Here is a 26,962-nt window from a genome sequence, read left to right as displayed (position 1 = left end):
AAGTCCTGGGTTGGCGGACGCCGGCCGAGGTCTTCGAAGAACAGCTACGCTCGCTGCAACAGCCCGGTGTTGCAACGACTGATTGAACTCGCCCAATATGTGTCGAAGGAGTTCCCCCAGGTCTGCTCGGAGCTGGGCGTGACCAGATCGCGTAGCGCGTTCGGCGCCAGTGCGGACATGCCGCCGCGGAGAGTCTGAACGCGGCCATGAAGCGCGAAACGCTCCAGGGCCGCAGGCGGTGGAACGGGGCCAGTGAGGCCCGCCTCGCGGTCTTCTGCTGGGCGACCCGCTACAACACCCGCCGACGGTACTCTCGCCTCGGCCCGCGCTGATCTGCACCAAGACGGCCGCAGACCACGGCTGATCTACCGCATCTACCTCGACCGCGGCTCCGCCAACGGACGGCGCAAGGGCTTCACCGAAACCGACTACGCCCTCCTGCGGGAGCTGATCGCCGCCCGACTATGGCTGACCGTCTACCAACTGCCGCCGTACGCACCCGAACTCAACCTGGTCGAGGGTATGTGGTCGCACCTGAAAGGTCGATGGCCAACCTCACCAAACACAGCCTCGATCAGCTCACCGCGTTGGTGAAGACCGGGCCGAAACGGATGCAATACCGCCCCTGTCGAGGGCCTCATCGCCAAGACCGGCCTCAGTCTGCAACCGCCGTAACCCCAGCCATTAAAGATCTCTAGCGCGAACGTCTACGTCTTTCACGTGGCGCCGTCCGTGAAGTGAAACCCGGCCATGTTGTGCCACACCATGGCTTCGAGGTCCTCCTCCGCACCTGGAACATGTCAGTGCGCCGATGCCCAGCCCGTTCAGGCACATCCCGACCGTATGGGCCGCCGAGCCGAACCGCGGCTCGGCGGCCCGCAAGACCAGGCGGAACAACCGCCCCGCCGCCCCGTACCGACCCCGGGTCCGCAGCAGAGGTCGCGGTCTTCGGTATCGTCCGGCACCGGCTCGGCGTAGCGCGTGTCGTTAGTGGTAGGCATGGTGTTCAGTCCCTCACGCATAACACTGCACTGACTTCGCAGCGCAGCCGGGAATTGCGCAGTACACGACCCAATAGACCATCTGCAATCTCATACGGGGCTGAGTAATTGATGCTCATCGCGCGGCTTCACCTTTGCCCGCCCCTGGGCGGGATCACAGTGCGGGATGGCACCGCTGCACGAATGGCGACAACCCGGGAAATCCAGTTCTATCGAGTATCAAATACCCAGAAATTCCAGAGATTCCTCCTGCAGGCTGCAATAGAGAAATAGCTGCCTGCTCAGTTAACCTTTCGAGCGGTGTGAGGTCGGGCGGGGTCCTTCGTGGGCTGGGCCATCGCCGGACATGCTTTCCGATGTCTCTGTCGAGCCACACCGCGCGGGTGCCGGACGGTGCGGCACGCTGACCATGAGCCAGCCCGCAGTGGTGGCAAGGAGCAATGGGAGCCCGTGTCGATCACCCACCCTGGACCTACGGCTGCAGACCGGGCGTCTGAGGCCGATTGGACAAGTCAGTGGGCATGGATGTGAGGCAGGGGCCAGGCGAGGATGACAGCGTAGAGACCGACGATCCCGTAGCCAACGTTGTAGGTCCACACACGGGCCGTGTCGGAGAACCGCGTGCCGACAAGTGCTCCCGCCGTGACGAGCAGAAATTGCCAGAGCAGTGATGCAGCGAAGACGCCGCCAAGAAAGACGCCCTGGGCAGCCAGGGTGTCAACGTGGCTCGCGTGCCTGGTCGCCAAAGCGGCGAAGTAGAGCCCGGTCAGTGGGTTGATCATGGTGAGAGCCGCGAACCGGATGAATGCCATCCGGCCCCGGACAGGCTTGATCGGTTCCTGCGGGCTGGGAGCCGTGGTCGGGTGCCTAGACCGCTGCCGATGGAAGGACAGCAGGCCATGGACAGCCATCACCGCCAAAATGGCAGCAGAGGCAAGCCTCACCCAGGCTTGTGCCTGCTCCGACAGCGCTGCCATGAGTGCGGGCCCCATGGCAGTGGCAATCGTGGCATAGGCCAGGTCGACGGTCGCCACCGCGCAGGCCGCCGCTGCAGCGGCGCGCCAGGCGTGCATGCCCTCCTGTATCAACAGGACACCTATCGCACCCAGCGGCATCGCCACTCCCAGGCCGGCACCGGCCCCTGCGATTCCGCTGCTCATAACTGTTTCCATCACCACCGCAGGATCAGGGCACCCGGTGGGCTGTTGTGGTGTCCGGCCGGAGAGAGCTGAGAGAATCTCGGCATGGATGACATAGACCGGGAAATACTCAGCGCCTTGCAGGAAGATGCACGGATCTCTTTCCGGGACCTGGGCCAGCGGGTCGGTCTCAGTGCGAACGCGGCCACCGACCGCGTTCGCAAGCTCCGTCGCACCGGAGTGATCCGGGGATTCACCACCCTCGTCGACCTCTCCGCGCGGGACCGCGACGGCCTGGTGATCTTCATAGATGCCAGGCTGAGACCTGATACCACCGACGAGGCCTTCGAGAAGGCGGTGGTACAGCTACCGGGGATCACCGAGGTGATTCACGTCACGGGCGAGCACGACTACCTTATCCGCGCTCGGGTGGCAGACGCCTCGGGATTGGACGCTGTCGTGCGTTCCTTGAAGCACAGAGCCGGCGTCGCCCGCACCAGCACCCGACTCGCCTTGCGCGTCGTGCTCGACTGAATTGCAAGCCAGGTAACGGTGCACGCCAAAATACCGTCTCGGCGCACCATCATCGTAATCCACCCTCCGGGCTGCCCGGAATGCGCGATAGCGCCGGCCACGTACTGTTCCCGAACTCGATCAGGCAGGCGCCGCCAGCGGACCGCCTCGATCTGCATGTGATCGAGGAAGACGAACTCCGCCCCGGCGCCACATAGGGCAACTTCACTACGGGTCGCTATGTTCATGAACACGAACTTCCCGAGAGTTACCGATCGGGTCCACAGACCATCGGCTCGTAACCGCCTAATTATGCGAGTCAAGCTATGTTGTCACCTGAGACCTCCGAGGATGCCCCGGCCTTCGGGCCGGGGATGAATCGGACTCCTGCGGAGCAGGGCAGGGAACGGGGTTTCGCCCTCAGGGCGAAAGACCGCCCACACGGTCGGGTAAGCTGACTGCCGTGCGTTGCGAGAACCAAGCGCGTACGCCGTGCTGATCGAGAGCCAAGACGGCACATGCACCTCCAAGCTTTGCGGTACGAACCCGGGCTGGTTTCAACCCGGCTGGTGTTGATCGTGGAAGACCTGTCGGGTCGCTGACCCGCAGGCGGCGTGAGCCAGGAATCCCCCTGCTTCAGCTGGGGGAGGATTCAATACCATTGCGTCGCCACGCTTGGGTGAATTCGAATGCTAACCAAGCCTAAATAGTGATGCTGACCGACAACCGTTGGATATGTGTATGAATCCACCGATCCATCACCAGAGCGGGCAGAGGAGATACACAGAGGCTTCCGCCGGACTGTGAGGATGGGAGTTCCTGGGCCGCTGCCCGGTCCAACCGGTGAGGCATGAGGGCATATGGCTGCCCCCCGATTTGGTCCGCTACAGGGGGCAGACAACCTGGATGGGTAATCGCTGAAACGAGTATGAAGTACTCAAGTTCTACCGGCATGCGCCGTTTACAATAAGCCTGGATGGGCCGATTGCTGCCGAGCTTACGTCGCGCCGTTGACTCGACTCACCCCCTTAGCGATAGGCGAGAGAGGGAGAATAGACGTGAAACGATCTATGGCTGCTCTGGCGGCCATTCTACTGAGCGCAGCGGCCGGTCTGTGCGGCGCTACCGCGCCTGCCTACGCGGCCACACCGTTCGACGAATGGAATTGTTCACCATGGACAAACCTGACCGGAGTCGACGGTCAAGTCGGCCAGGCCTGCGTCATGGAAACCCACGGGGTGTATGACAACAACGGATTCTCATCATACGTGAAGGCCACTTTCGAGTTCCGGAATAATTCATTCCTTCCGATGTATACCAAGGATTACGGCCCCAGGGTCAAGATCTCCGGCCACCCGGAAACCTATAGGGTGTGCGAAAAAGAAAAGACTACCATTTTCGACATTCCGAACGGTTCGGAAAGTATGACGTGGGGTGCCCACTCCCAGGCAAACTGGTCCGATGCTATTGGCATGCAGATGCGGTGGCTCGATGACGGTGGCGTGCAACACGGGGCCTATATGGCCTGTAACGCGCATGACCTCTTGGTGGCAGGAAATACTCACTCGACGGCTTTCGCAGTCGGCTTTGTCACCGTCTGGGACTATAAGACGTCAAGCTATGTCGTCAAAACCCTGGAGACGCCGCCCCTGAACGTCACTATCCACAGTTGATGCTGAATCTGGCACGGGTCAGGCTCGATTTTTCATGACGGTCTGCCGATGGAGTCGGCAGACCGTTTCACGTTCCGTGGCTCGATTTCATCCGTCTTGCCGGGCACCCGCAGTTGGACGAGGGTGCGGCCGCCGCTGGTCATCGCGGCGAGCAGGTGCGCGGAGGGGATCCCACCGCGCCGCGAACCGCAGGCGCTCTTGCCGTCCGCGGCCACCGACTCCGCCTGCCCGGGCAGGCACCGGCGATGACGCGGCGGATCATCGCCGCCGACGCGATCGGCACGTTCAAAGAGGTCACCGGCGTGCGCCGCATCCGGCCAGAGCCTGTTGCGGAGCACTGCCGGCCCACTGCCCGATCGCCGCGCACGAACGCGCGCCCACCACAACGGCCGAGGCGGCGATCAACAGCACTGCCACGAACGAGTGACGCACGCCGTGACGATGGTGCGGATCCGGCAGCCTGACCAGTCGCTCGGCCAGCGACAGCCTCGAACGCCCCGCCAGCACAGGCGATTTGACGAGACAGACGGTGGCAGACCGACGGCACATCGAGGCTTCGGTCTGAGGCGACTGGCAAGGTCATCCGTCCACGACGGGAGCCTCGCTCTGTTCGTAGCGGGCCGCTGGGACATCGTCACCACGCCGTGACCAGCACCTTCACCCGCCCAAAAGACATTGCAACAGCCCTGCCCTCGGCGGCGAGAGGCGGCTTCGAAAACGTCCTGGAAGCCATGGCGGCCTGGGCCGCGGCGGTCCTGCCCCCTGTTATGTTCTCGCGGTCCTGCAAGAGGGCCGCTGGCCCCCGGGCCCGGCATGACTGTGTCCCCCTGTCGAAGGCATGACCCGGGGGTGCGTCACTTCGACAACAGGGCCTCTTGCTTCTCGCTGGACCCGGCAACCGTGAGCTACCAACAGGCCCTACTTCCAATACGCTTGCACCGGCCAACTCACCTGAGCCAGGACGCTGTTCGAGTCCCACCGACCATACGGATGGTTAGGGTACAGCCAGCGAAAACCACACCAATGGCGGAGGACCAGCGTCCTTGACCTAGTGCCGCATCAAGCAACGTTCGCCCTGTCGTGATGTGTCGTGCAGTTGCTGTGCGGGGAAGCACCAGACGGCCACAATGATCACGTGGCTGACCGTGTGCGGGTTCGGGAAATTGATGACGACGAGGGCAGGCGCCTGCTGCGGATCATCCGCAGAGGCACTGGCTCGGTGGTGACCTGGCGGCGGGCTCAGATGGTGCTGTTATCCGCGCAGGGCATGCCGGTGGCGAAGATCGCCGGGGTGACGTTCACCAGTGACGACCGGGTCCGCGATGTGCTCCACAACTTCAACGCGGACGGCTTCGACTCGCTTTATCCCAAGTACAGGGGTGGCCGGCCGAAGACCTTCACCCTCCCTGAACGCCGGGAGATCAAGAAGATCGCCAAGTCGAAGCCGGCCGAGCACGGCCTGCCGTTCTCGACCTGGAGCCTGGCCAAGCTGGCCGACTTCCTGGTCGCCGAGGGGGTGGTCGACGACATCAGCCACGAGGGCCTGCGCATCCTGCTCCGCGAGGAAGGCGTCTCGTTTCAACGCGTGAAGACCTGGAAGACCTCCCGCGACCCCGACTACGCGGCCAAGAAGGCCCGGGTCGAGCACCTCTACGCGATCGCCGACGGTGAGGTCATACCCGAGCAAGGCGAGCCCGAAGTCATCTTCAGCATGGACGAGTTCGGGCCGCTCAACCTCCAGCCGCACCCCGGCCGGCAGCGGGCCGAACGCGGCGGCAGACCCAAGGACTCCGACCGCGATCCGAGGCCCCGCCGCCGGGCCACCTACACCCGCCCGCACGGAGTCCGCCACCTGTTCGCCGCCTACAACCTGGCCAAGGACCAGCTCTACGCGCACATCAAGAAGACCAAGAACCGCTCGAAGTTCCTGGAGTTCTGCCGCTACCTGCGCTCACTGCACCCAGCGAACGTGCGCATTGCGGTCGTCTGCGACAACTACTCACCCCACCTGACGACGAAGCGGTGTCAGCGGGTCGGGACCTGGGCGGCGGCCAACAACGTGGAGATCGCCTACACCCCGACCAACAGCTCCTGGCTCAACCGGATCGAGTCCCAGTTCACCGCCCTGCGCTACTTCACCCTCGACGGCACCGACCACACCAGCCACAAGGCCCAGGGCAGCATGATCCGCCGCTACATCATCTGGCGAAACCGCCATGCCGACGACCGACGCCTACGCGCCGTCGTCGACCGGGCCAACGTTGCCTGATGCGGCACTAGGGTCTCGCCCATCCAGGGCAGTATGAAAGAAGTTCAGTGAGCTTCTTCGAGTTGGCCACCGATCGGTTGACATGTCGGCCAGGTTGGTGCAGGTCAGATGGTTTTGCCCCTCCGCTTGGGGCGCCGGGTTGAAGAAGCTCAGTAGGCGGAGTTCACATTATCAATTGAACCATATCGGTATGCCGCATAGTTGCATGCTGCAGTGATGTTGGCCACCGGATCGAAAATATCCCAGGAGGTCCCAGGTACGTGATATGCTTGAAACGTCGGATCGATCACCTGCATGAGCCCCTTAGAGGGTGTGCCGGCACGTGCATTGGAATCCCAAAGATTGATGGCGACAGGGTCGCCACTCGACTCCCGCATCAGATTTCGATAAATTCCGTCGTAGCTCCCCGGAATTCCCTGACCGTGCATCACGGCCAGAGCCTGACTGATCCATTGGGCAACTGGGCTCGCGGATGCGGCAGAGGCGCAGGGAGCAGTGGCGACGGTCACACCCAGGCCCAGGGTTGCGCCAACCAGGATGGCGGCGCAACTCCTTGAAATAATGGTAGTGAACAAGGGTGGCCCCTTTCTTCGGGAAGTGCGTGGACCTGATTTCACCTACCGACAGGGACCCTTGCCGCGAGTATTTGCTACTTAGAACGGGGGGTGTGAGGGTGGCACTCCTTATCCGCCGGAGGGCCTCAAGTTGCCGTCGAGGGGAATGGTGTACAGGTTCGACCTGATTCGGGGGTTTACTCCGGTGTTGGGATGAAGCCCGCCTAGATGAACGGCCCCCAGGAACGCCTGGGCCAGACGACGGGCGCCGCCGAACTCGGCCTCGAACTCGGCGGGTGATCTTCAAGGTGTCGAAGCTCGAAGGAGATCAGCACGATGACCGCACCCGACAGTCTGTCCCTCGCCGAAGACAACCTCGCCGCGGTGAGTCCGGACCTGCTACGCGCGCTGGGGCAAGACGTTCGCCGATGCTGTCTGCAACGACGAATACGGCCAGCTCAGCGAGGAACGCCTCACCCACCGCAACGGATACCGCCCACGCGAGAGGGACACTCGGGCGGGCGCCGTCGAGCTCGCCATCCCCAAGCTCAGGTCCGGGAGTTACTTCCTGCACTGGTTCCTGGAGCGACGCAGGCGGGCCGAACAGGCCCTCATCGCGGTGGTCGCCACCGCCTATCTGCCGGGCGTCTCCACCCGCAGAGTGGAAAAGCTCGCCGAGTCCCCAGACGTCACCCAGCTGTCGAAATCCCAGGTCAACATGATGACCAAGCATCGGGACGAGCAGGTCGCGCCGTTCCGCAACCGCCACTTGGACGCCAGCCCCTATGCGCGCTCTCCGCTGAGCAGGCAACGTCAACTGGCAAAGGTAGCCGGTCCCGTCTCCAGCCCATTCCTCCTGTAGGTAGGAAAGGCAGAGAGACGGGACCACGCCGACAGCCTCAACGGGGGGTGGGGAGGATGTCGGCAAACGTGCATGGGGTATCCGCCGCTCGGAGACCTCTGCACGGCCTCAGTTGATCACACATGGGTTACGGCGTGGGTGAGCAAGAGCTGCTCATTCCTCTCAAGAGAGGCCCCCGCCGCACTGCTGCAAGCTCGGTGCCCCGATGCACTGCTGAGCTGGCGTTCACGCCCTGCCCGGCCTCTTCCTTTTCGGACACCGCTGGCTCGTCAGGCGTTCAACTCCACACTGGCAGGTGGGGACGGACCAACAGGGATCGGGCTTAAGGGGTGTTGTCACAAGGCCGTGAGCTGGGCATCTCCTAACGAGCTCGTGCCCGGTAGGCGGTGAGTCGTCGCGCCTGGGATGGTTGATCATGTTTGGGTGGTGGGGAACGCAACTCGTGCAGCGATCGTCAGCAATCGACGGATCACGGGCCTGACTGCCGGCGTGATTGCTGAACTCGTCGAGGAGATCGGCCCGTTGTGGCAGGAGCGTCACCAGGCGAGGCTTGCCGCTCGACCGCGGAAGCGGTCCGTGGGCGCCGGCGCGAAGTACCTTTCGTCGGCCGGCTCTTGGCCACGCTCGTCCATCTCCGTCCCGGGGTCACCCATGACGTTGCTGGTTCGGAGTGGACCGCTCCACCGTCAGTTGGGCCGTCGATGAGGTGCGGCCCCTGCTCACCGAGCGAGGCTGCACCGTCAGCCCCGACGTACGGCTGCGGTTTCTGGTCGGGGTCGTGGACCATCTCGGCTCGAGCGGGACGACCGGCATCGTCGACGGCACCGAGATCCGGGTTCGCCGCCCGGCCGCCGGACGCAAGGGACCGCGACAAGTTCATCTCCGGCAAGAACAAGCAGAATGCCGTCGTAGACCGGCGGCCGGGTGACGGCGCCGCTGTGAACGCCGAGCCCCTCCGACATCCTCTACGCCCGCTCAGCGCGTAACACCGCGGCCATACCTAACGAGCTCGTGCACGGTAGGCAGGAAGGCGACGTTCACGGGGCTGCGGATGACGCAGTTCTCGGGTCTGTTGAAGGTGGTGCGAGGGCGGGGCGGAAAGGGCACGCGGCCGGGCCTGCCGTGGTCGTTGCCGCTTGCCGCTTGCCGCTTGCCGCTTGCCGCTTGCCGCTTGCCGCTTGCCGAGCGAGTCTTGATGGTCGCGGTGTACTACCGAACGGACCTGACGATGCGGCAACTGGGGCCGTTGTCGGTGTCTCCTCATCCAGCTGTGCCGTGTGATCCAACGCCTGGGACCGCTGCTCGCGCTCGGGCCGGTCTCCTGCTCGACCGATGCCCCGGACCGGATATGGATCGTGGACGGCCCCCTTATCCCGGTCCGGGACCGCAGCGTGGGCGCCTCCTCCCGTAACTACCGGTTCTCGGCAAACATGCCTCTGTAAGAGCCGGGTCGTCCACCACCAAGGTGAAGAACCAGTGGCTGGCGCAGTTGGCTACGTCTGGTCCTTCCCTACCCTGTCCGAATCCCGCGGCGCCCGCGGCTACTACGACCGCCGCCGAAGTATCGGGGACGGCACACAGCGGCCTTACGCGACCTCTGCGGCCGGCTTCACTACTGCCTGACAGCGGCCATGGAAATCTCCCCATAGGCGGCCGCTTTAGCCGCCCCACTGATGGCCAGGGGTTTCCCCGAGTACGGCCAGATATCTCCCCGCTCGCAAGATCAGGATCTCGTTCGGCGAGGGTCAAGCGGGTGAAGAACAGCAGGGAGATCATGGAGATCTTGGAGGCGTACGACCTCACGGGGAGTCACTGTGCCGCGGCAGAGCTGGCCAGTGCGACCACCACACGATGGCCCGGTACGTGAAGATGCGGGCGGCCGGGCAGCAGCCCGACAAGCGCCGTCACCGAGCCCGCGCGATCGACGATTTTCTGCCGAAGATCGACGAGCTGGTGGTCCGTTTCGCAGGGCAAGATCCGCGCGGACGTGGTGCACAAGAGGATCGTCGCGATGGGCTTCACTGGCGGGGAACGCCCCCCGCCGCACCGTGGCCAAGGCGAAGGCCCAGTTCAGGGCCGGTCGACGGCGGGTTTGCCGGCCATGGGTGACCGAGCGCCGGGGCTGTGGCTACTTCTGGGAGCGAGCGAAGCGGAAGAACTGCCGCAGCACGGTCAGCCGCCGCTTGCATCCCATGGAGCGTGACCAGGAATGCCTCGACGTCGTGCACATCAGGACCCAGGCGGTCTTGGCTCGATGATTCATGAGGAACAGCGCCAGGTCCCGCACGGTGGCCAGGGCCGTTTCCAGGGGGTGATCTGAGGGCGGGTCAGCAGATAGAAGCACCCGCAGCATCATGCGACAGGCCCACCCTGACGGCAGCAGGGGCATGACGGGCGAATCACCAAGACGATCACCAGACGGGGGCAGCTGACGGATCAAGATCAACGAACGATCGACGGGTGGACATTTGCGGTGCTGGTAGGAGAATCGAGGCATGAATAGCGCAAAGTGGAAGTTGTATGAGCGGGAGCTCGAGTTGAGGTCGATCGCTCAGGCAGTGAAAAGCGCAAGCCTTAGAAATGGTTCGATAATTGTGTTCGAGGGTGATTCTGGTATCGGGAAGACACGACTGTTGACGGCCGTGCTGACTGAGGCGGCTGAGGCGGGCCTTGGCGTCTTGTCGGCGAGGGGGGCGGAGTTCGAACAGGATTTCCCTTTCGGCGTGGTGCGGCAGCTGTTCGATCCTGTGCTGGTGAAGGCGGATGCGGCGAGAAAGCGTGCGCTATGGGCGGGGGCAGCCGGACAGGCTAGACAGGTCTTCGACAGCGCCGCCACTTCGACAGTGGGTGACTTCGCGGTTCTGCACGGGTTGTTCTGGCTTACCGCCAATGCGGCCGACGACAGACCTCTAGTGGTGCTCATTGATGATCTTCAGTGGTGCGACGTGCCATCGTTGCGTTATCTGGTGTACCTGGCACCACGAGCCAGGGACCTGGGGGTTTTGCTCGCGATCTCCCTACGCTCGAACGAGGTGAGCGCCCAGGAGCATCTCATACAGCTGATCACTGGTGATCCCACCGCGGTGGTGCTGCATCCCCCCGCGCTCAGCTCCACCGCCAGTGCCCTTGCTCTGAGTGAAGCATTGGGAGGTCCGGCACAGCCAGTTTTTGCGGACGCATGTCACCGAGCCACCGGCGGCAATCCGCTTCTGCTGAGTGAACTGGCGGGCGCGATCCGGGCCCATGACTTGCCAGCGACCGCTGAAAGCGCTGATGAGGTGGCCGATCTTGGTCCTCTCGCAGTAGCCCGACTTGTGGAAGTCCGGCTGGCACGGCTCTCGGCTCCATGCCTGAAACTAAGCCACGCGGTGGCGGTCCTCGGCGACGGCACTGAGCTGACCGCTGCAGCCGCCCTGACTAAGGCCGACCCGGTCACCACGCTGGGCTACGTCGCCGAGCTGGAACGCCTTCAGATCCTGCGCACACGCGACCACCTTGGCCAGACATGCCTGGACTTCGTCCACCCGCTCGTGAGGACAGCCGTCTACGCATCAATGGGCCTCACGGACCGCGTCGACGCCCACCGCCGGGCAGCCTCAGTCTTGGCCGCCGCTGGCGCCAGCCCAGACCGTGTGGCAACCCACCTACTAAAGGTGCCGCCAGCCAGCGACCGGCATACGGTTGCACTGTTGCGCGCTGCCGCAGGCGACGCACTCCGCCGTGGCTCTGCCGATAGTGCCCATACCTATCTGAGCCGCGCCCTGCATGAGCCGCCGGCGGCCGACCAATACCTATCGGTACTCGCTGAGGCCGCCAACATGGCTACCAAGGTGGACCTGTCAGCGGCCGCCCGATATCTTCGGGAGCTCCTAGATCTCGAGGATGATCCGCATCGGCGTGCGGAACTGGCCTTCAGGCTCGGACGGACACAGATGGTCCAGGAGCACTATTCGCAGGCACTGCACACCTGGACCGAAGCTCTTGTGCACCTCCCCGATCGCGAGATGGATCTGCGTCGACGTTTGCAAGCGGCGATCGTTCAGATCCAGTTCGGGTTCGTTGACCGCCAAACAGATTTCCCTGAACTGATTGCCCGGCTGCGGGGCCTGGAACCGGACCCCAGCGTAGGTGGCCGGATGATCGACTGCGTTCTTAGTTTCCACGACGCCCTGACGGGTGATCCGCAAGCCATGCCCCGTGCACTACGGGGGATCGAGGACGGCCTACTGGTCGAACGGACCAATGGCGATTCCACCCTGGCTGGCCCGTGGGTCCTGCTCGCCGCCTCCGATCGGGACCCCGTCATGGCCAGTCTGGACGAAGCGGTCGCCCAGGCCCACAGAGCCGGATCCATACCCGCAATGAGGTCAGCCCTTACCTATCGAGGGCTAGCCTGGTTCTTCCGAGGGGCGCTGGCCGAGGCCGAGGCCGACCTGCGGCGTGCGGTGCGGGCTGCGAGAGCAGCCGGGGTTCGAGTCGCCCGCCTGTTCACCGGTTCACACCTGGCGGACGTGTTGATAGAACAAGGAAAATTCGACGAGGCAGCGGCGATGCTGGATTGGATAGATGCCCCACAGCCCCTGCCTCGTCGAGGAATCTGGATCTTCTACCTGGCCGCCCAATCCCGGCTTTTTCACGCGCAGGGCCAATATCCACAGGCATTCGATGCAGCGCTCGCTTCAGGTGAGTGTTTTGCAGCGATGGACGGCTGCAATCCCGCCATAATCGCCTGGCGTTCCCAAGCGGCCCTGGCTCTGCACGCCATGGGACGAGATACGGAGGCACAGGAACTCGCCGATGACGAGCTGAATCTGGCCCGTCAGTGGGGAACACCAAGGGCGCTCGGTCACGCCCTACGTATCAGCGGCATGCTCAAGAAGAAGCGAAGCGGACTCCAGCACATACAGGAGGCGGTGACCTTACTCGAGAAATCCCCCGCCCGCCTGGAATACTCCCACGCTCTAACAGATCTCGGCGCCGCCCTGCGGCGCGCCGGCCGTCGCACCGAGGCCCGCCAGCCACTGCGCCGGGCCATCGAACTTGCGACCGTCAGCGGTGCTGCCCCGTTGGCTGACCGCGCCCGGGACGAACTACTCGCGGCAGGTGCCCGCCCACGTCGGGCGGCACTCATCGGCCCTCAAGCCTTGACCGTCAGCGAACGCCGCGTCATCGAGATGGCCATCGAAGGTGCCACCAATCGGCAGATAGCTCAGGCCCTCTTCGTAACACCTAAAACGGTTGAGGTTCATCTCTCCAGCGCCTACCGAAAACTTGGCATCAATGCGCGAGGCGAGCTTGCCAAAGCCCTCACGCAGAACGGTGGGGCCATGCTCTCAAGGGGGCCTGGATGAGGATATCGCCCGCCTCTCCCAGCCCAAGACACAGGGCCGCCGCGCGAACGGACGCCCTGTGCGAGCCTGTTTGGCGCAGCAGGTGGACGGGTGATCTACGAGTTCTCGACTCTTCTTCGGCCCCTCTCCGTGTTTGCTCTGGTGAACGTCGATGAATGTGCTGACCTGAAGCCCAGGAGGCTAAAATTGACAACCTTGAGATCGCACCTTATGCCCTAGTGGACCCCTTGTCGGATAGGCGTGGTCTTCTCGTCTGATATGCGCTTGGAGCTCGTAACAGGATCATGAGCGGGCCTCCTTGAGACTCCTTCAGCAAATGAGGCTGCAGGCCAACGAGACGAAGGCGTCGTGGAGTTCGGTTCGGTGTTCCCAACGGTTGGCGAGGCACTTGAACATGGAGGGCGAAGGGCTGCTCGACGACGTAGCAGAGTTTGCCCAGGCCCTTGATGTTCGGGGCGCCCTTGCGGGAGATGACCGGCAAGATCCGGCGCTTGGGCAGCTCTTCACGGTTGGAGTCGTAGCCCTTGTCACCGAGCAGCGAATCGGGGCGGCGGCGTGGCCGGCCGGGGCGTCCGGCCACACAGGCGGGATGCCGTCAACCAGGGCGAGGTCTGGGTGACGTCGTTGACGTCGGCGGCGGTGATGACCTTGAGCGGGGTGCCACGCCGTCACAGATCAAGTGGTGCTTGCTGCCCGTCTTCCGCCGGTCGACCGGCGACGGACCGGTTTCGGCCCCCCTTCGCGCGGATGTGGGAGCCGTCCACGCACACTCTGGACCAGCCGAGTTCACCGGCCGCGTTCAGCTCGGCAAGCAGAATGCGGTGCAACTGGTCGAAGACGCCGGCTTGCTGCCAGCAATCCAGACGCCGCCAGCAGGTTTGTCCCGAGCCGAACCCCATCTCCAGCGGCAGGCGTTGCCACTTCGGAGCTGGCGGGGAGGGACTCGGTCGCGTGCCCTGAGGGGTTGCGCAGCGCAAGCGAGTCGGCGAACGAAACCTCTGAGCATCAATTGCTCAGGCGTGGTTCGGCGCTGATGGGGAGAGTCACAGACAACAGGAACGACAAACTTTCGGTGGCCGCCCCAAGGCCACCCTCCCTTGAAAAGCCTGTGGGATATCGGCCTAACGTTTCCACTCCCGACTCACCTCCCCTGGGTCGGCCAGCCTGGATATCCTGCACATGCCGAATCGCGCGACGCGGGAACGCCATACATCAAGAATGTCGTTTAACCCTCCGATCCTTCCCTGATAGGGGCTGACAGGGTCTGCCATTGGGAAGCGGCTCAATGGGCAGGTTCTGCCGGTGAGGGGCGGGGTTCTTGTACCTGACTGGAACCCCGCCCAGCGCCTAGCATCATTTTTCAACGCGAACGAGCCGCGCAATATTCGGCGCTACATTCTAGCGTAGCGTTCCTGATGGCGCATACGCTTTCACTATCAGAAGGAAAGAGATCGGCGATATGGTCGGTACCGCTGTCTCTTATCCTAATGAAGGCTCATGTTGGGCTCCCCAAAGGAGTTCTTCCCACCAGTGTCCGGCCTGCAAGTGCCACTCCGCGGCACGCCGTTATTGTAGGCCTGACGCAGGCAATTGCGCAGTGCTAGCTGCCCCCAGTAGCTAGGATGGCCGTCTTCCTGCAGCTGGTAGGGGCCAAAGACCGTGGAAATGGTGCGCACTTGTTCGGCCCATTCGGTCTGCTCGGAGGCGGAGGGACTCTTCCACGACGTCAGGCCTGCCTCTTCCAGTCTGCCAACGCCTTTCTCGCACAGTCGGTGCCCGTCCAGTGCGTTCCGCGCCTCAAGGACCTTGACGTTGCTGAGCCCGGAAGCTGCGACGGCCCTTCTAATGGTGTTGTTGAGAGCAGGCACCACCGTAGTGTGCACCCAGTTCGCGTCGGCGTCCCAGATTGCGCAGCCAGCCTTCGCCCGGGCATGGCCCGTCTCCGGGTAGCGGAATCCGCTGGCGGGCGGGATGGGAGGAGAGTACGTCTGAGCAAGGATGGTGTACGAGTTCGTGGAATACCCCGCTTGGCGCATCGCACGCTCGATATTGCGCAGCGCATCGGTCACTAGATGGGTTTGGATATCGATATTCCGTGTCGAGAAGCGGCTGACCATCGAGGGATCGTCCTGGCAGTGACGTTGGTCCCAAGAGGGAGAGAAGTACCATGACAGTACGCAGGTTCGGACGATATCGGAGAAACCGTAGTTGTTGGCGTCGATCAGCACCGCAATGGCCCTGACTCGGTGCCGAGTGGCAAATTCCCTGAGCATGATGGTCTGACTCTTCCTGCCTTCGGCATCGGCATAGAAGTCCAGGCCCGGCTTGAAATCTTGACCAGCGGCGTGGACGGTAGAGGTGTGAGCGCCGGAGCAGGCCAAGTTCAGGCTGTTGGTGCCATTTGCGATGTGCACCTCGGCGGAACGGGAGCGGTGGCAGCCGATGATCTCTTCTGCTGTTCCGGCTGAATTGTCGAAGTAGGCGTCGGGGCCGAGTGCGTCAACGCTGCTTGAATTTGCCTCCGTGTTTCCGGCCCAGCGGCCTGCTTCCCCGGAGATGGCCGAGTCGCCGAGACTCACGATCCAGGGCGCGTCCGTTGTGGATGCGGGAGTCTCGGCGTGCGCGGGGTGTGGAAGCCCCATGGTCAGGCAGAACAGTGCAGAGATCACAGCCGGCAGGAGCTTCCGCATTGGTGTGTACATGTCATCCTTGGTCGCATGGGAGGCCATAGCGGTGAGACTTCTCAGTTGGAAAGACCAGGTGGGCAGCGGCGAGCGCTGATGAGAGCCTGAGGTGAGCTGTAGCTAGAGTGCCCGCGCCTACCTGCCGGTACAAGAGTGGTGCCGTGACGCAACTACTCAATCTTGGCAATGATCCTTTTCAGGCGTGTACGAGTGGCCGTGGAGTGGTCTCGCAGGCCGGGGCCGTGCTGCTGGTGGAGACGGTTTGCAAGACGGGTGCCAGCTGTCATATGTACGCCGACAACGGGTCTGGGTAATGCGATATCTCTGACACCCTGGCGCACGCCGCGGGCGGTCACGGTCGCGGCAAGATCCTGCTGGACGTGGCGCTCGCGGTCGCCCTCGGCGGCGACCGCCTGGCCGACGTCGGCATGCTGCGGGCCGAGCCGGCCCGTGTTCGGGGTTGGCGGCCTCCGAGCCGTCAGTTTCCCGATGGATCGACACGCTCGCAGTGGGCGGCCAACGCGCCTTGAACTTGATCCGCAGCGCCCAGTCCCAAGGGCACCAACACGTATGGAAATTGGCTGGGCAGAAGGCGCCGGATGCGACCGGTTCTGTGACCGTGGAGGTGGCGGGCGCAGCCCATCGCCGCCCTCGAACTCCGCCATCGCCCGCGGCATGGGCCCGGGACCCGTCCGGACTGGCCGCGCGACGGCCTGCGGAACCTGCACCTGCACGACAGCGCGCAAAGCAGTGTATAGCTGGACATCATCCAGATCCCACGAGACGGTCTACGTGATCACGGATCTCACCAGCCGACAGGCGTCACCGAAGAGGATCGCGCGGCTCATCAGATCACAGTGGGTGATCGAGAACCGGCTCCACTTCATCCGCGATGTCACCTTCGACGAGGACCGCCCCCAAGTCCGCACCGGACCCGGCCCAAAGAACATGGCCACCCTGCACAACCTCGCGATCAACAAACTCCGTGAGCACGGCCACACCAACGGCCCCCGGGAGAGGTCCTACCAACCCTTCACTCGGCCACTCGATCCCCTGAACGTGACCCCCCGTGACCAGCAACTACACCAAGATCAGCGGACTTTGAAAAGACCCTGCCGCCGATGGGGAGCTCCGCGTACGTAGGAGGGGTAACGATGCTGTGGGCCTCGAACTGGCGCAGCCGATTGGCAGGGTGCGGGAGCTGATGCCGGGCAGGTCGCCGCGAAACTCTGGACGCGGTGGGGCCTGCAGGAGTTCACGCAGATGACGCCGATAACCTACGTGATTCACGGCGGCGATGGGAACGCCACCGTCGACCACAGCCTGGAGCCCGCATAGCTAATTCTCCTTATTTTGGGGGTTACCCCCTAAGGACTTCCGTGCTCTACGGAGGTGTGCTGGAGACAGGACCACATTCCGGCCCATTCCGGACTGGCGGTGATCGAGATGACGTTCCCCACTCCCCTCCGTGACCGCCCACAACCGCATGTCACCGGCGACAGCCCACAAGTGTTCGGCCTGCTGCTGGAGCACGGGCCACTGGCACCGGCCACAGCCCGTCCTGAAGCCCGCCCGGTGCTGGCCGCCTGGGGTCTTGACGAGGACCAGATCTTCGACGCACTGCTGGTCGTCTCCGAGCTAGTCACCCACGCGCTGCCGCCCGTGCTCCACCCCCCTGCAAGCCGCCACTGGCGGCTGCGGGCAGGTCCAGGTTTGTCAGCGACGGCAGCTCACGGCTCTCCCCCACCGCCGGGGCAGCCACCCGGCCCGCGGACGAGCATGGCCGCGGCGCCGCGATCATCTCCGCCTAGCAAACGACGCGGACGACCTGATCGATCACTGGGCCAACCTCTGCGCTGCCTGACACTCCTAAGCGGCTGTCGTCATTTTGGAGGTGTGACTTGGTGGCAGGACTATCGGTCACGGATCAGGACCCAGATGACGTTGACGCGTCGACGGGCGAGGACGAGCACGGTCTCGACATGCTTCCTACGCTAAGTGCGTTTACAGTCGCAGAACTTCCGCCAATTGTGATCGTAGCGGGCGCTGATCAGTGCGGAGATGTAGAACACGCGCTGGAGCCTTCGGTGGTAAGTGACCGGCCGATGGAGGCCGCCGCTGACCTTGCCCGAGTCGCGATGGGCTGGAGCGACGCCAGCGAAGGCGACCAGAGCGTCCGAGGGGGCGAACTCGTTCAGACCGCCGGCGGCGAGGAACTCGACACCAAGAGTCGCACCAATGCCGGGGACCCTCAGGATGACGTCGGCGAGTTCGTGCTCGCGAAACCAGCCCTTGATGAGCTAGTCCATCTCGCAGATCCGCCGGCTGAGGGCCATCACCTCCTCGGCCCGGGTATGGGCCAGCTTGGCTATGGCCTTCTTCCCAGGAACGGAGGTGTGCCGGCGCTCGCCGGCCTGGACGGCTGCTTCGGCCAGAGTTCTCATTCCTCGGACCTTGCGGTTGGCGAGCCACTTCGTCAGCCACCTGACGCCTGCTCGGCGGATCACGGCCGGGGGCTGGTAGCCCGTCAGCAACCTGGGTTGGCCAGTGTCGGTCACCAGGGCTCGTTCGAGGCCTGGCGCAGCCTGTGGGCCACGCCTGCACGATCCGCGGCCGGGCCCCGCCCAGCGTCCGGTCAGCAGCCTGAGTTCGACGGCGCCTTCGTCACCGGGAAGTCTTGCCCTCACCGCGGCAGCCGTCGGAGACCCTGTGCACTAGGCGGTCGTACATACAGATGACTTCCTGGCCGTCGCTGACCAGCAGGACCAGCAGCCGTATGCCACGAGTCGGCGGCCGCCCAGACAGCCACACCCACGCCCCTGGGTACCCAGCCCTACGAATGGCTCGATCGACCTGATCAAGAAGGTAGAGCCTACTGACCCGCACCCGGCATCATCGAAGGACGACCAGCCGGGCCCGGCCCCGTCCTACAAGCCTTTCCGGAGGTGGCCGTGCGAGTGGAAGAACTACTGCAGGCATGCAGCGTGTGGCACGGCGATACGGTTCTGCTGTCGCTGGCGGGGGAACTCGACCTGGCCACCGTCCCACTGCTGAAGGAGGCAGTCGCTGCCTGTCTGGCCCGGCGCCCCCACTGCGTCCGCCTCGACCTTGCCGACCTGACGTTCTGTGACGGCACAGGACTGCAGGCCCTGCGGCGTGTGAGTGACGCCGTCCACACCGCCGATGCCACCTTCTGCCTGGTCAACATCCACCCCAACGTGGAGCGCACCCTGGACCGCCTCGGAGCCGCCTCCCCCTGGTCCCCGCCCACAATCCTGCACTGAGCTTGTTCGGCTGGGACTCAAGCAGGTGACGAAAGTGCGGCCGTCTTCTAGGCGTCGCCTAGCTTGACTCTGTCGGGGATCTTGATGTTTCCCGGTGCAACGACATGATCAACGGGCTCGGGGCTGTTCCGCAGGCCGATGCAGCTGTTGGGGTGTGCGTCGTCCCTCCGTTCCCATTCCGGTGAGCAAGTCCCTTCTCTGACCGCGCAGATTGCGCGGACGAGCAACCCGGACGGTACGACGGCGATATGGGTGCGGGACCGGTTGGACGGAATGTGGCACGACGAGGACTTCGCCGGCTGGTACCCGCGCGACGGCCGTCCGGGTCTGTCGCCCGCCCAGCTGGCCACCGTATGCGTGCTGCAGTTCGTGCTGGGTCTGTCGGACCGCCAGGCGGCGGAAGCGGTCCGCTGCGCATCGATTTCAAGTACGCGCTGGCCATGGAGCTGGACGATCCCGGCTTCCACCACAGTGTGCTGGCCGACTTCCGCGAGCGCGTCTCCCAGGACGACCGCGCCGACCGTCTTCTCGACCTGGCGCCCGCCCGCCTGAAGGAGGCCGGACTCGTGCGCGAGCGGGGCACGCAGCGCACTGACTCCACGCATGTCCTGGCCGCGGTGCGCGACCTGACCCGGCTGGAACTGGTCACCGAGGTGGTCCGTGCCGCGCTGGAGGAAGTCGCCCGCACGGCCGACCACCTGCTGGTCGGCCTGGTCGACGAGGAGTGGGGGCGCCGCTACGGCCGTCCGGTCCGCCTGGGCAAGAATCCCACCCGGCTCAAGACCAGAATCCTGGCCGCCGGTGACGACGCCTGTGTGCTGCTGGAGCACCTGCACCGGCCCGAACCGGGCTTCCGGCCCGGCCCGCAGGCCGATGCCAGCGGCAGATCGTCGTGCAGCACCACTACCGTGACGCGTCAGGCCGCCTGCGCTGGCGGACCGCCGACGACGGTGGGCTACCGCCCTCCTCCTCGGCGATCGTCTCCCCTTACGACATCACGGCGCGCTACGTCCGACATGGGCACATCATCCGCTGGAAGGGGTTCGCCGCGCGTGTCACCGAGACGTGTGCCTCCGGCAGCGTGAACGTGATCACGGACGTGGCTACCACCTCGATCGCCACCAACGACGGCCACGCCCTGCCCGGTATCCATACCCGGCTGGCGCGTCGCGGGCTGCTGCCGGCCGAGCACCTGGTCGATGGCGGTTACACGTCCCTGGTCCACCTGGAACGAGCGCAGCGCGAACACCAGGTCACCGTCAGCGGGCCGTTGCCGGCCAACCCCACCCGTCAGCACCGCAAGAACGAGGGCTTCGACCGGACGATTTCCACATCGACTTCGACCGCCAGCAGGTCACCTACCCCCAGGGCCAGGTCAGCGCGGGCTGGCACGGCCCCTACCCGACGTCCTCGCTCACCGCAGCCGCGCTGACCTGGCCCGGTTCACCAAGGGTCAGTGCCGTCCCTGCCCGGTCCGCGCCCGGTGCACAGCACCGCCGACAGCGCCCGGACCGTGGGCTTTCCCCCGCGAGGACTCCGCGACCTGCAACTCCGCGTCCGCGCCGAGCAGCAGACCCTCGACTGGAAGACCCGCTACGCGATCCGCTCCGGGGTCGAGGGCACCATCAACGAGTTTGCGCACGCACTGAGGAAACCCCCTCACCACGTCCGCCGACCGCCTTCCAGACCTTCCTGGACCAGCACGGCATCCCCCGGTCGAAGTCCTGGCGAACGCTGGGCAGTTGACCTCGACCGCTCCAAGATCCCCGACAGAGTCAAGCTAGAGGTTGTCCCGTATGAGGTGTGAGTTATCCGGTGAGGGCCAGGTTGTGGAGTCGGGCGATGCCGAGCATCGCCTGGTGAACGCCGTTGCCCTTGAGTCGGCAGTCCCGCAGGACCTTCCAGTTCTTCAGCCGGGACAGGGCATGTCCACCCGGGCTCGCGCCCGGCGATGTACGGCGTTCTCCGCTTCCGGCTGCGGGCTGAGATGCGTTTGACCGCATCGTCTGCGGTGCGGGATGAGCAGTCCGGTGCCCTGGTAGCCGCCGTCGGCGATGGTCGGTGCGCCACGGCAGGCCTGGTCGAGGCCGGACTCGGTGAAGCCCGGCAGTCGTTGCGGCTGCCGGGCGGCGAGATGGCCAGCAGGGCGCCAAATGATCGAGCATGCGGCCGGCCGCGGACTTCGAGACCCCGAACAACGGCGCCACCTGCCGCAACGTCAGGTTCGTGCGCCAGTACGTCGCCGCCAGCAACACCCGGTCCGCCAGCGGCAGCCGCCACGGCCGGCCGCACTGGACGTCATCGCCGCGACGCCGCACCAGCGCCACCAGTCTGGCGAACTGCACCTCGGTCAGCCCGGCGACACTGTGACCACCGGGTTTGTCTCGGTGGAATTCTCCGCAGGCTATCCAGCCCCATGGGGGAATTTCACTCGGGGATTGTCTTGAGGCCGATGTACCAGAGCCGCCGTGCCACGCGTTGGGTGCGGTTGCGGGCTTCGCCGGCGCCGAGATCCTGGCGCATGTGGTGGAAGACCGGCTCGATGGACCACCGTGATCCATAGCGTTCCGCCAGCTCGCCAGCGGTGCTGATCAGGACGTAGGCATGGGGCGAGTCCAGGTCGGCTCCGGTTACCCCTCCGCCGACCGGTCTGCTCACCACATACAGGCGCGCCGCCGCTGGCTTCGGCTAGAGCGCGGCCTTCCCCCCGAAGGCGTGACCATACGGCTCGGCTGTCACCTATTGCCCGCTTGCAGGCAGGCGACTGGAAAGTTGGCTGCGGTTAGTGATGCCAAGTTTGCGGTAGACGGCCGAAAGGTGGACTTCGACAGTTTTGATCGTGACGAACAACTGTTGGGCGATCTGGCGGTTGGTTGCTCCACCTGCAGCCATCACAGCGACACGCATTTCGCTGGGGGTCAGGCCCTCGGGCCCGGTCAGGGAGACGTGGCGGGGACGGCCGCCAGCGGCGACCAGTTCGGTGCGGGCGTATTCGGCCAGCAGGGTGGCACCGCAGCGGGTGGACAGACTGAGAGCTTGGCGCAGCGGTTCACGCGCTTCGGTACGTTGACCGACACTTCGTAGAGCGGCGCCGTAGTCGGCGAGGGCTTTGGCCTGTTCCAAGCGAGCGGAAGTGTCTTGGAGGACGGTGATGGCCTGTGCAAGGAGGGCCAATTTGTCGTTGCCACGGGTGAGGAGGCCGTTGACGCGTAGAGCACGGCCCAGTGCGCGGGGGGCGCCCCATTGCTGAGAGAGGCGGAGGTCTTCGGCGGCGATTTCCCTGGCTTCGTCGTCCCGCTCGAGGGCTTGCATGGCCAGGGCGGCATCGGTGCGCCAGCCCGCAAATGCGGGGTTGCGAATGTCGTAGTCCGCGCACACCTGCCCCGCTTGCAGGGCGGCGTCCAGTGCGGACTTGGAGTCGCCCCGCATTCGCTGCAGGACGGCGAGCGCGACCAGTGGGGAGTAGAACGGCCCGGGCGGACAGGTGGAGGTGGTCACGCCGATCGCCTGCAGGATCTGTTCCGCCTCCGCGAAGCGGCCCGTCTCGGCCAGAGTCTCGGCCAACCAAGCGCGGACGTAGATGGATACGATGTCCGCGCCGGTGAGGTCCACGACGTCCAGAGCTTCGCGGGCGGTGGCTTCAGCCTCGGTGAGCTGGCCCCGCAGGAGCCAGCCCAGTGCGCGGTGCATGTAGGCCGGGACCAGGGCGTACAGGGACCCGTTGCGGTGGGCTTCGACGATCGCGGCCTGGATGCTGTCCATCGCCATGTCATCGTCTGCGTCCAACAGGGCACGCCACCCGCACGGGATCGCAACGTCGCCGCCCGCCTCCTCGACGAGAGTGGTGACATCGGTGAGAGCGCGGCGGGCGCGGGATACGGCGGCTGGGACAGCGAGCGCGAGTTCACGGCCGGCGATTGCGCAGTCCAGCAGGTGGGCGCTTGTGCTCTCGTGCGGCGGCAGTCGGCGCAGTTCCGGCAGCGACGGCAGAACCTCGTGATGACCTGGCACGATGAAGGTTGCCGCCATCAAGCGGCTGGACTCCAGGTGCCGTCTTTGGTCCTGTGCGGTGGCGGGAAGCTGGCTCAGGGCCTGGGACCACACGGTGATGCTGCGGTCCCCCTCCCCCTGGTACAGATGGGCCATGCCCAGCATGATGGCGATGTCGGCACGTTTCACGGGGTCGGTTGTCCGGTCCAGGGCCTCCTGCAAGTGTTTGGCGGCTGCCTGGAAGTCGACCAAGAGAGCGGTCTGTCCGGCTGCGGCGAGAATCTCCAGGTACTGATCCTGGGTGGGAGGCTCTTCCAGAGCACGGCGCAGGTAGGTGTAGGCACCACCGGGAGTGCCGCGGGCGGTGGCCTGCTCGGCTGCTTTCCGCAAGTCCGCCACGGCCTTGCTGTCGCCGCTGGGTGGGACACGCAGGAGGTGGGCGGCGATGCGTTCGGGATCCGCGCCGGCGGCGGTGAGGACCTGGGCGGCCCGGCGGTGGGCGACAGCACGTTCGGCGGGGTCGAGGGAGCCGTGGACGGCGGCCTGGACCAGGGGGTGAGCGAAGGACAGGACCGGCACATGGCGGTCGTACTTCACACGCAGGATCCCCAGGCGTTCCAGGGCGTCGGCAGCATCCAGCGCGGCGGCGGCGTCCTGGTCGGCTAGAGCGGCGACGGCGGTCAGGTCGGCGTGGTCGCCCATGACGGCTGCGGCCCCGGCCACCGCCAGGATGAATTCGGGCAGGCCGTGCAAACGCGCCGTGACCAACCGCTGCACCGCCTTCGAGCCCAGGTCCATCACCAGCGTGGCATTGGCGTCGCTAGCCGTCATGCCGTGGGCGGCGATGGTACTGGCCAGCTCACGCAGCAGCAGCGGGCTGCCGCCGGTCGCCCGATGACAGGCCGCCACGAAAGACGGATCGGGCTCTTCGGGCAGCGCCTGCCGCAGCAGCAGAGCAGCGGCGTGGACGCTGAGCGGGTGCGGTCGCAGCACCCGCACCGCCGGATCGGTAGTGATGTGCTGGACCAGACGCTCGTCAGTTACCTGCTCGCCGGTACGCAGAGCAGCGACTACCAGCACCCCGAGATCATCGATACGGGGCAGCAGATAGGCCAGGTAGCGCAGTGAGGGAGCATCGCACCATTGCAGATCATCGACCACCAGCACCAGCGGGCGATCCTGACTGGCGTTGGCGGTCAACCAATACAGGCCGTGCAGCACACCGAAGTCCCCCACCGGCTCCGCCGCCGTCCCCGCGGCTGCGAACACCTGTCGGGCCTGGACCGCCGGCCCCTGCCACTGCCCCTCTCCCCGCCCATCCTCATCAGCCAGGATTGGCTCAAACAGCTGCCGCACGAGCCCGAACGCAAATTCACTCTCCAGCTCAGTCCCCCGCCCCCAAGCCACCCTCGCACCCGCTTCCACCCCCGCGGCCCGCACCTCCTCCAGCAGGCGCGTCTTCCCGATGCCCGCCTCCCCCTCCACCAGCAGCAGCCCACCACCCCCCTGCGTAACATGCTTGACCGCATCCGCGATCGCCGCGGACTCCCCCTCCCGCTCCCACAATCCCCATTCCGCACCCATCACCCCAGTCTCCTCCCCAAGCCACATCCACTCGATGAGCTTCTTCAGAGTGGCCGCCGATCGGACTCCCCAGCGCATCCCAGCGATCTTCACCAGGATCGGCGGGTCGGCCGGGGGCGACACCGGTACGTGTATGTACCGAAGTGTAGGCAGCTTCCGTCGGGTCAGCGACGAAGCGGAGGACCCACATCCCGTGCTGCCACCCGCGCCTGGGCGAGTTCCCACCAACCGCCTCAACCACACCCTGCTGACCTGCGACTACCAAATAGTGAGAGGCCACTGAACCTCTCTGCTCACTTTCCTCGTCGGGGGTCCCAGCGAAAGAATCTTCGGGCCATGAAGGTAGCTAGGGCGATCCAGGCACAGAGCAGGAGGATGGGTTCTGCGCAAGCCCGGAAACCGCCGAGGAAATCAACTGCTGGAAATCCATGGGAGCCTAGGGGGTCGCTCGCGAAGTCATGGCCGAGGTATGCCGTTCTGAGGAGATCTACGACGGCGCTGGACGGCAGGTAGGGCGTGATGTGTCGGCTCCATTCGGGAAGGCTGGAAAGGGGGATGGCCACGCCGGACGTCATCATCATGAGAAGGATCACCGGAGTCACGATCCAGGTGGAGACTTCTCCGCTCGGCAACAAGCCTGACAATGCGATGGCGAGCATGGCGAAGGTGAGCGTGCCCAGGATGATCGCTAGGACCAGTAGCGGAAGATTGTCCGGCAGGGGGCTGTCAATCGCAGTGCCTCCGACGGCGATCAGGAGGGCAATCTGGATCAGGCTGGGGATGCTTCCGCTCAGTGCTTCCCCTGTGAGGATGGCGCTGTCGGGCAGCGGCGTGCCCCGCAGTCGTTTATAAACCAGACGGTCTCGGCGTGAAGCCGCCGAGTAGATAAGATTGTAGACAACCCAAATAATGATAAACCCGATAAATCCCGGAAGCATGAAGACTCCGGCCTCGAATCCGGAAAGCTTTCCCTTGTGTTGTCGGCTGATGACGAATCCAAGGCTCAGGCCCAGTGGCAGCATCGCTCCGGTGAGAGCAAATCCCAGATCGCGCCAGTAAACTCGCTGGGACAGCAAAACTTGCGAGTAGGTGAAGCGTATCCAGCTCATGTCTCTACCCTTCCCGAGGTTGCCACTTCGAGGAATACGTCTTCCAGCGAGGCGCTCCGTGATTCGATTCCGCAGAATGTCACACGATTTTGATCCGCCCAGACCAGGAGCTGCAGAAGAACGGCTTGCGGCGAAGCCGTGATGACGCTTATTTTCCCGTTCGCTACTTCCACACGACTGGCCGGCAAAACGGGTATATCACAGGCTGTGACCCAGGATGCGGCGGGAAGGGAGATCAGGATACTGAATTCTTCTGCAACGACTTGGGCGACCGGACCTTGGCGGACAATTTTCCCTCGATCCATAATGGCAACTCGATCCGCGAGGAACTCGGCCTCTTCCATGTAGTGCGTTGTGAGCAGCACTGTCATGCCACGGCTCACCATACGTTTGAGAAATTGCCAGGTTTCCCGCCGGGCCTCGGGATCGAATCCGGTGGTCGGCTCATCCAGGAACAGGAGCCTGGGTTTACCTAGGATCGCTAGCGTGAGATCCAGCTTCCGCCGTTCCCCTCCGGACAGGTGGTCAACCTTGGTCCGAGCCCTGGACGTGAGGTTTACGAGATCCATGGCTTCGGACACGGACGCAGCGTGCGGAGTGAAGCGTCGCCATGCCCTGATCGTTTCGGCTACCGTCAGACCACCGAAAAACCCACCTTCCTGCAGCATGATCCCAATATTCGCAGATATCTCTGATCGCGCCGAGTGGGGGTCGACCCCGAAGACGGATACGCGTCCGGAGGTCGGTTTCCGGTACCCTTCGAGTATGTCGAGCGTGGTCGTCTTACCAGCACCGTTGGTTCCTAGCAGTGCGAATACTTCTCCTTGGTATACATCGAACGAGATAGAGTTTACTGCTTTCTTAGCGGCGTAACTGACTGTCAGGCCGCGGACCTTGATGACAGGGTCACTTCTCATGGGATGACCTGCAGAAATCACGTCGCGCACCT

20 protein-coding genes and 6 pseudogenes are annotated in these 26,962 nt (G+C 64.5%); 14 read left to right on the top strand and 12 right to left on the bottom strand.

Features of this window, described 5'->3' with window-relative positions:
- Nucleotides 1-90: 90 nt before the first annotated feature.
- A pseudogene (locus ACGFYN_RS43835) lies at nucleotides 91-332 on the top strand (integrase core domain-containing protein); the annotation flags it as partial.
- Complete coding sequence (locus ACGFYN_RS43830) at nucleotides 253-594, top strand: transposase (protein ID WP_393871592.1); 342 nt, start codon at nucleotides 253-255, stop codon at nucleotides 592-594. The pseudogene ACGFYN_RS43835 and the gene ACGFYN_RS43830, both read left to right, overlap by 80 nt.
- A 919-nt stretch (nucleotides 595-1,513) precedes the next feature.
- Here ACGFYN_RS43830 and ACGFYN_RS43825 read toward each other — a convergent pair.
- Nucleotides 1,514-2,161, bottom strand: coding sequence for a LysE family transporter (locus ACGFYN_RS43825; protein WP_393871591.1), 648 nt, complete (start codon nucleotides 2,159-2,161; stop codon nucleotides 1,514-1,516).
- 84 nt (nucleotides 2,162-2,245) lie between these two features.
- On the opposite strand from ACGFYN_RS43825, the gene ACGFYN_RS43820 reads away from it, so the two are divergent.
- The gene (locus ACGFYN_RS43820; protein WP_393871590.1) at nucleotides 2,246-2,674 is read left to right on the top strand and encodes an Lrp/AsnC family transcriptional regulator; all 429 of its coding nucleotides are present in this window, start codon (nucleotides 2,246-2,248) and stop codon (nucleotides 2,672-2,674) included.
- 1,037 nt (nucleotides 2,675-3,711) lie between these two features.
- Nucleotides 3,712-4,326 (top strand): hypothetical protein, encoded by a 615-nt coding sequence (locus ACGFYN_RS43815; protein WP_393871589.1) that lies wholly within the window; start codon nucleotides 3,712-3,714, stop codon nucleotides 4,324-4,326.
- Between the two features lie 32 nt (nucleotides 4,327-4,358).
- Here the strand turns inward: ACGFYN_RS43815 and ACGFYN_RS43810 are convergent, their stop codons facing one another.
- Nucleotides 4,359-4,664 carry a hypothetical protein gene (locus tag ACGFYN_RS43810; RefSeq protein WP_393871588.1) on the bottom strand — a complete coding sequence of 102 codons (306 nt, stop codon included), beginning with the start codon at nucleotides 4,662-4,664 and terminating at the stop codon, nucleotides 4,359-4,361.
- Nucleotides 4,621-4,875 carry a transposase family protein gene (locus ACGFYN_RS43805; protein WP_393871587.1) on the bottom strand — a complete coding sequence of 85 codons (255 nt, stop codon included), beginning with the start codon at nucleotides 4,873-4,875 and terminating at the stop codon, nucleotides 4,621-4,623. The genes ACGFYN_RS43810 and ACGFYN_RS43805 overlap by 44 nt, the downstream gene beginning before the upstream one ends.
- Nucleotides 4,876-5,461: 586 nt before the next feature.
- Here ACGFYN_RS43805 and ACGFYN_RS43800 point away from each other — a divergent pair.
- Nucleotides 5,462-6,595, top strand: a complete 1,134-nt coding sequence (locus ACGFYN_RS43800; RefSeq protein WP_393871586.1) for an IS630 family transposase — start codon at nucleotides 5,462-5,464, stop codon at nucleotides 6,593-6,595.
- Between the two features lie 149 nt (nucleotides 6,596-6,744).
- Here ACGFYN_RS43800 and ACGFYN_RS43795 read toward each other — a convergent pair whose 3' ends face one another.
- A complete protein-coding gene (locus tag ACGFYN_RS43795; RefSeq protein WP_393871585.1) occupies nucleotides 6,745-7,170 on the bottom strand; it encodes a transglycosylase SLT domain-containing protein in 426 nt (141 codons plus the stop codon).
- 315 nt (nucleotides 7,171-7,485) lie between these two features.
- On the opposite strand from ACGFYN_RS43795, the pseudogene ACGFYN_RS43790 reads away from it, so the two are divergent.
- The 4 genes and pseudogenes from ACGFYN_RS43790 to ACGFYN_RS43775 form a co-directional block, all read left to right on the top strand.
- Nucleotides 7,486-7,936 (top strand): annotated as a pseudogene (locus ACGFYN_RS43790) (transposase); the annotation flags it as partial.
- Nucleotides 7,937-9,062: 1,126 nt separating this feature from the next.
- Nucleotides 9,063-9,444 (top strand): annotated as a pseudogene (locus ACGFYN_RS43785) (transposase family protein); the annotation flags it as partial.
- Nucleotides 9,445-9,764: 320 nt separating this feature from the next.
- Nucleotides 9,765-10,142: pseudogene (locus ACGFYN_RS43780) on the top strand (IS21 family transposase); the annotation flags it as partial.
- A gap of 364 nt (nucleotides 10,143-10,506) precedes the next feature.
- A complete protein-coding gene (locus tag ACGFYN_RS43775; protein WP_393871584.1) occupies nucleotides 10,507-13,362 on the top strand; it encodes an AAA family ATPase in 2,856 nt (951 codons plus the stop codon).
- Between the two features lie 1,484 nt (nucleotides 13,363-14,846).
- Here the strand turns inward: ACGFYN_RS43775 and ACGFYN_RS43770 are convergent.
- A complete protein-coding gene (locus tag ACGFYN_RS43770) occupies nucleotides 14,847-16,091 on the bottom strand; it encodes a hypothetical protein (protein ID WP_393871583.1) in 1,245 nt (414 codons plus the stop codon).
- Between the two features lie 116 nt (nucleotides 16,092-16,207).
- Here ACGFYN_RS43770 and ACGFYN_RS43765 point away from each other — a divergent pair.
- Together ACGFYN_RS43765 and ACGFYN_RS43760 are read left to right on the top strand one after the other, a co-directional pair.
- Nucleotides 16,208-16,680, top strand: a pseudogene (locus ACGFYN_RS43765) (transposase); the annotation flags it as partial.
- Nucleotides 16,617-17,189, top strand: coding sequence for a transposase (locus tag ACGFYN_RS43760; protein ID WP_393871582.1), 573 nt, complete (start codon nucleotides 16,617-16,619; stop codon nucleotides 17,187-17,189). The pseudogene ACGFYN_RS43765 and the gene ACGFYN_RS43760, both read left to right, overlap by 64 nt.
- Before the next feature lie 851 nt (nucleotides 17,190-18,040).
- Here the strand turns inward: ACGFYN_RS43760 and ACGFYN_RS43755 are convergent.
- On the bottom strand, nucleotides 18,041-18,286 hold the full coding sequence (locus tag ACGFYN_RS43755) for a transposase (RefSeq protein WP_393871593.1): 246 nt from the start codon (nucleotides 18,284-18,286) through the stop codon (nucleotides 18,041-18,043).
- Nucleotides 18,287-18,346: 60 nt separating this feature from the next.
- Nucleotides 18,347-18,604: a hypothetical protein gene (locus ACGFYN_RS43750; protein ID WP_393871581.1), complete on the bottom strand. Its 258-nt coding sequence runs from the start codon at nucleotides 18,602-18,604 to the stop codon at nucleotides 18,347-18,349.
- A 399-nt stretch (nucleotides 18,605-19,003) separates the two neighbouring features.
- Between ACGFYN_RS43750 and ACGFYN_RS43745 the strand changes: the two genes are divergently transcribed.
- The 3 genes from ACGFYN_RS43745 to ACGFYN_RS43735 all read left to right on the top strand — a co-directional run bounded on the left by ACGFYN_RS43745 (nucleotide 19,004) and on the right by ACGFYN_RS43735 (nucleotide 20,415).
- Entirely contained in the window at nucleotides 19,004-19,330 is a 327-nt protein-coding gene (locus tag ACGFYN_RS43745; protein WP_393871580.1) for an STAS domain-containing protein, read from the top strand.
- Nucleotides 19,331-19,468: 138 nt separating this feature from the next.
- The gene (locus ACGFYN_RS43740; RefSeq protein WP_393871579.1) at nucleotides 19,469-19,882 is read left to right on the top strand and encodes a transposase; all 414 of its coding nucleotides are present in this window, start codon (nucleotides 19,469-19,471) and stop codon (nucleotides 19,880-19,882) included.
- Nucleotides 19,771-20,415, top strand: coding sequence for a hypothetical protein (locus ACGFYN_RS43735; protein ID WP_393871578.1), 645 nt, complete (start codon nucleotides 19,771-19,773; stop codon nucleotides 20,413-20,415). Before ACGFYN_RS43740 ends, ACGFYN_RS43735 begins: the two co-directional genes overlap by 112 nt.
- A 723-nt stretch (nucleotides 20,416-21,138) precedes the next feature.
- Here the strand turns inward: ACGFYN_RS43735 and ACGFYN_RS43730 are convergent.
- From ACGFYN_RS43730 to ACGFYN_RS43710, 5 genes and pseudogenes are all read right to left on the bottom strand, one after another.
- Nucleotides 21,139-21,738: pseudogene (locus ACGFYN_RS43730) on the bottom strand (transposase family protein).
- A gap of 19 nt (nucleotides 21,739-21,757) precedes the next feature.
- Entirely contained in the window at nucleotides 21,758-21,988 is a 231-nt protein-coding gene (locus ACGFYN_RS43725; protein WP_393871577.1) for a transposase, read from the bottom strand.
- An 81-nt stretch (nucleotides 21,989-22,069) separates the two neighbouring features.
- Nucleotides 22,070-25,027: a helix-turn-helix transcriptional regulator gene (locus tag ACGFYN_RS43720; protein WP_393871576.1), complete on the bottom strand. Its 2,958-nt coding sequence runs from the start codon at nucleotides 25,025-25,027 to the stop codon at nucleotides 22,070-22,072.
- Between the two features lie 170 nt (nucleotides 25,028-25,197).
- Entirely contained in the window at nucleotides 25,198-26,013 is an 816-nt protein-coding gene (locus ACGFYN_RS43715; RefSeq protein ID WP_393871575.1) for an ABC transporter permease, read from the bottom strand.
- Nucleotides 26,010-26,960, bottom strand: a complete 951-nt coding sequence (locus ACGFYN_RS43710) for an ABC transporter ATP-binding protein (protein ID WP_393871574.1) — start codon at nucleotides 26,958-26,960, stop codon at nucleotides 26,010-26,012. The genes ACGFYN_RS43715 and ACGFYN_RS43710 overlap by 4 nt, the downstream gene beginning before the upstream one ends.
- Nucleotides 26,961-26,962 lie beyond the last annotated feature (2 nt).

It is taken from the genome of Streptomyces sp. NPDC048419 (assembly GCF_043200415.1).
Taxonomy (GTDB): domain Bacteria; phylum Actinomycetota; class Actinomycetes; order Streptomycetales; family Streptomycetaceae; genus Streptomyces.
This window is presented reverse-complemented; position numbering and strand designations above follow the sequence as displayed.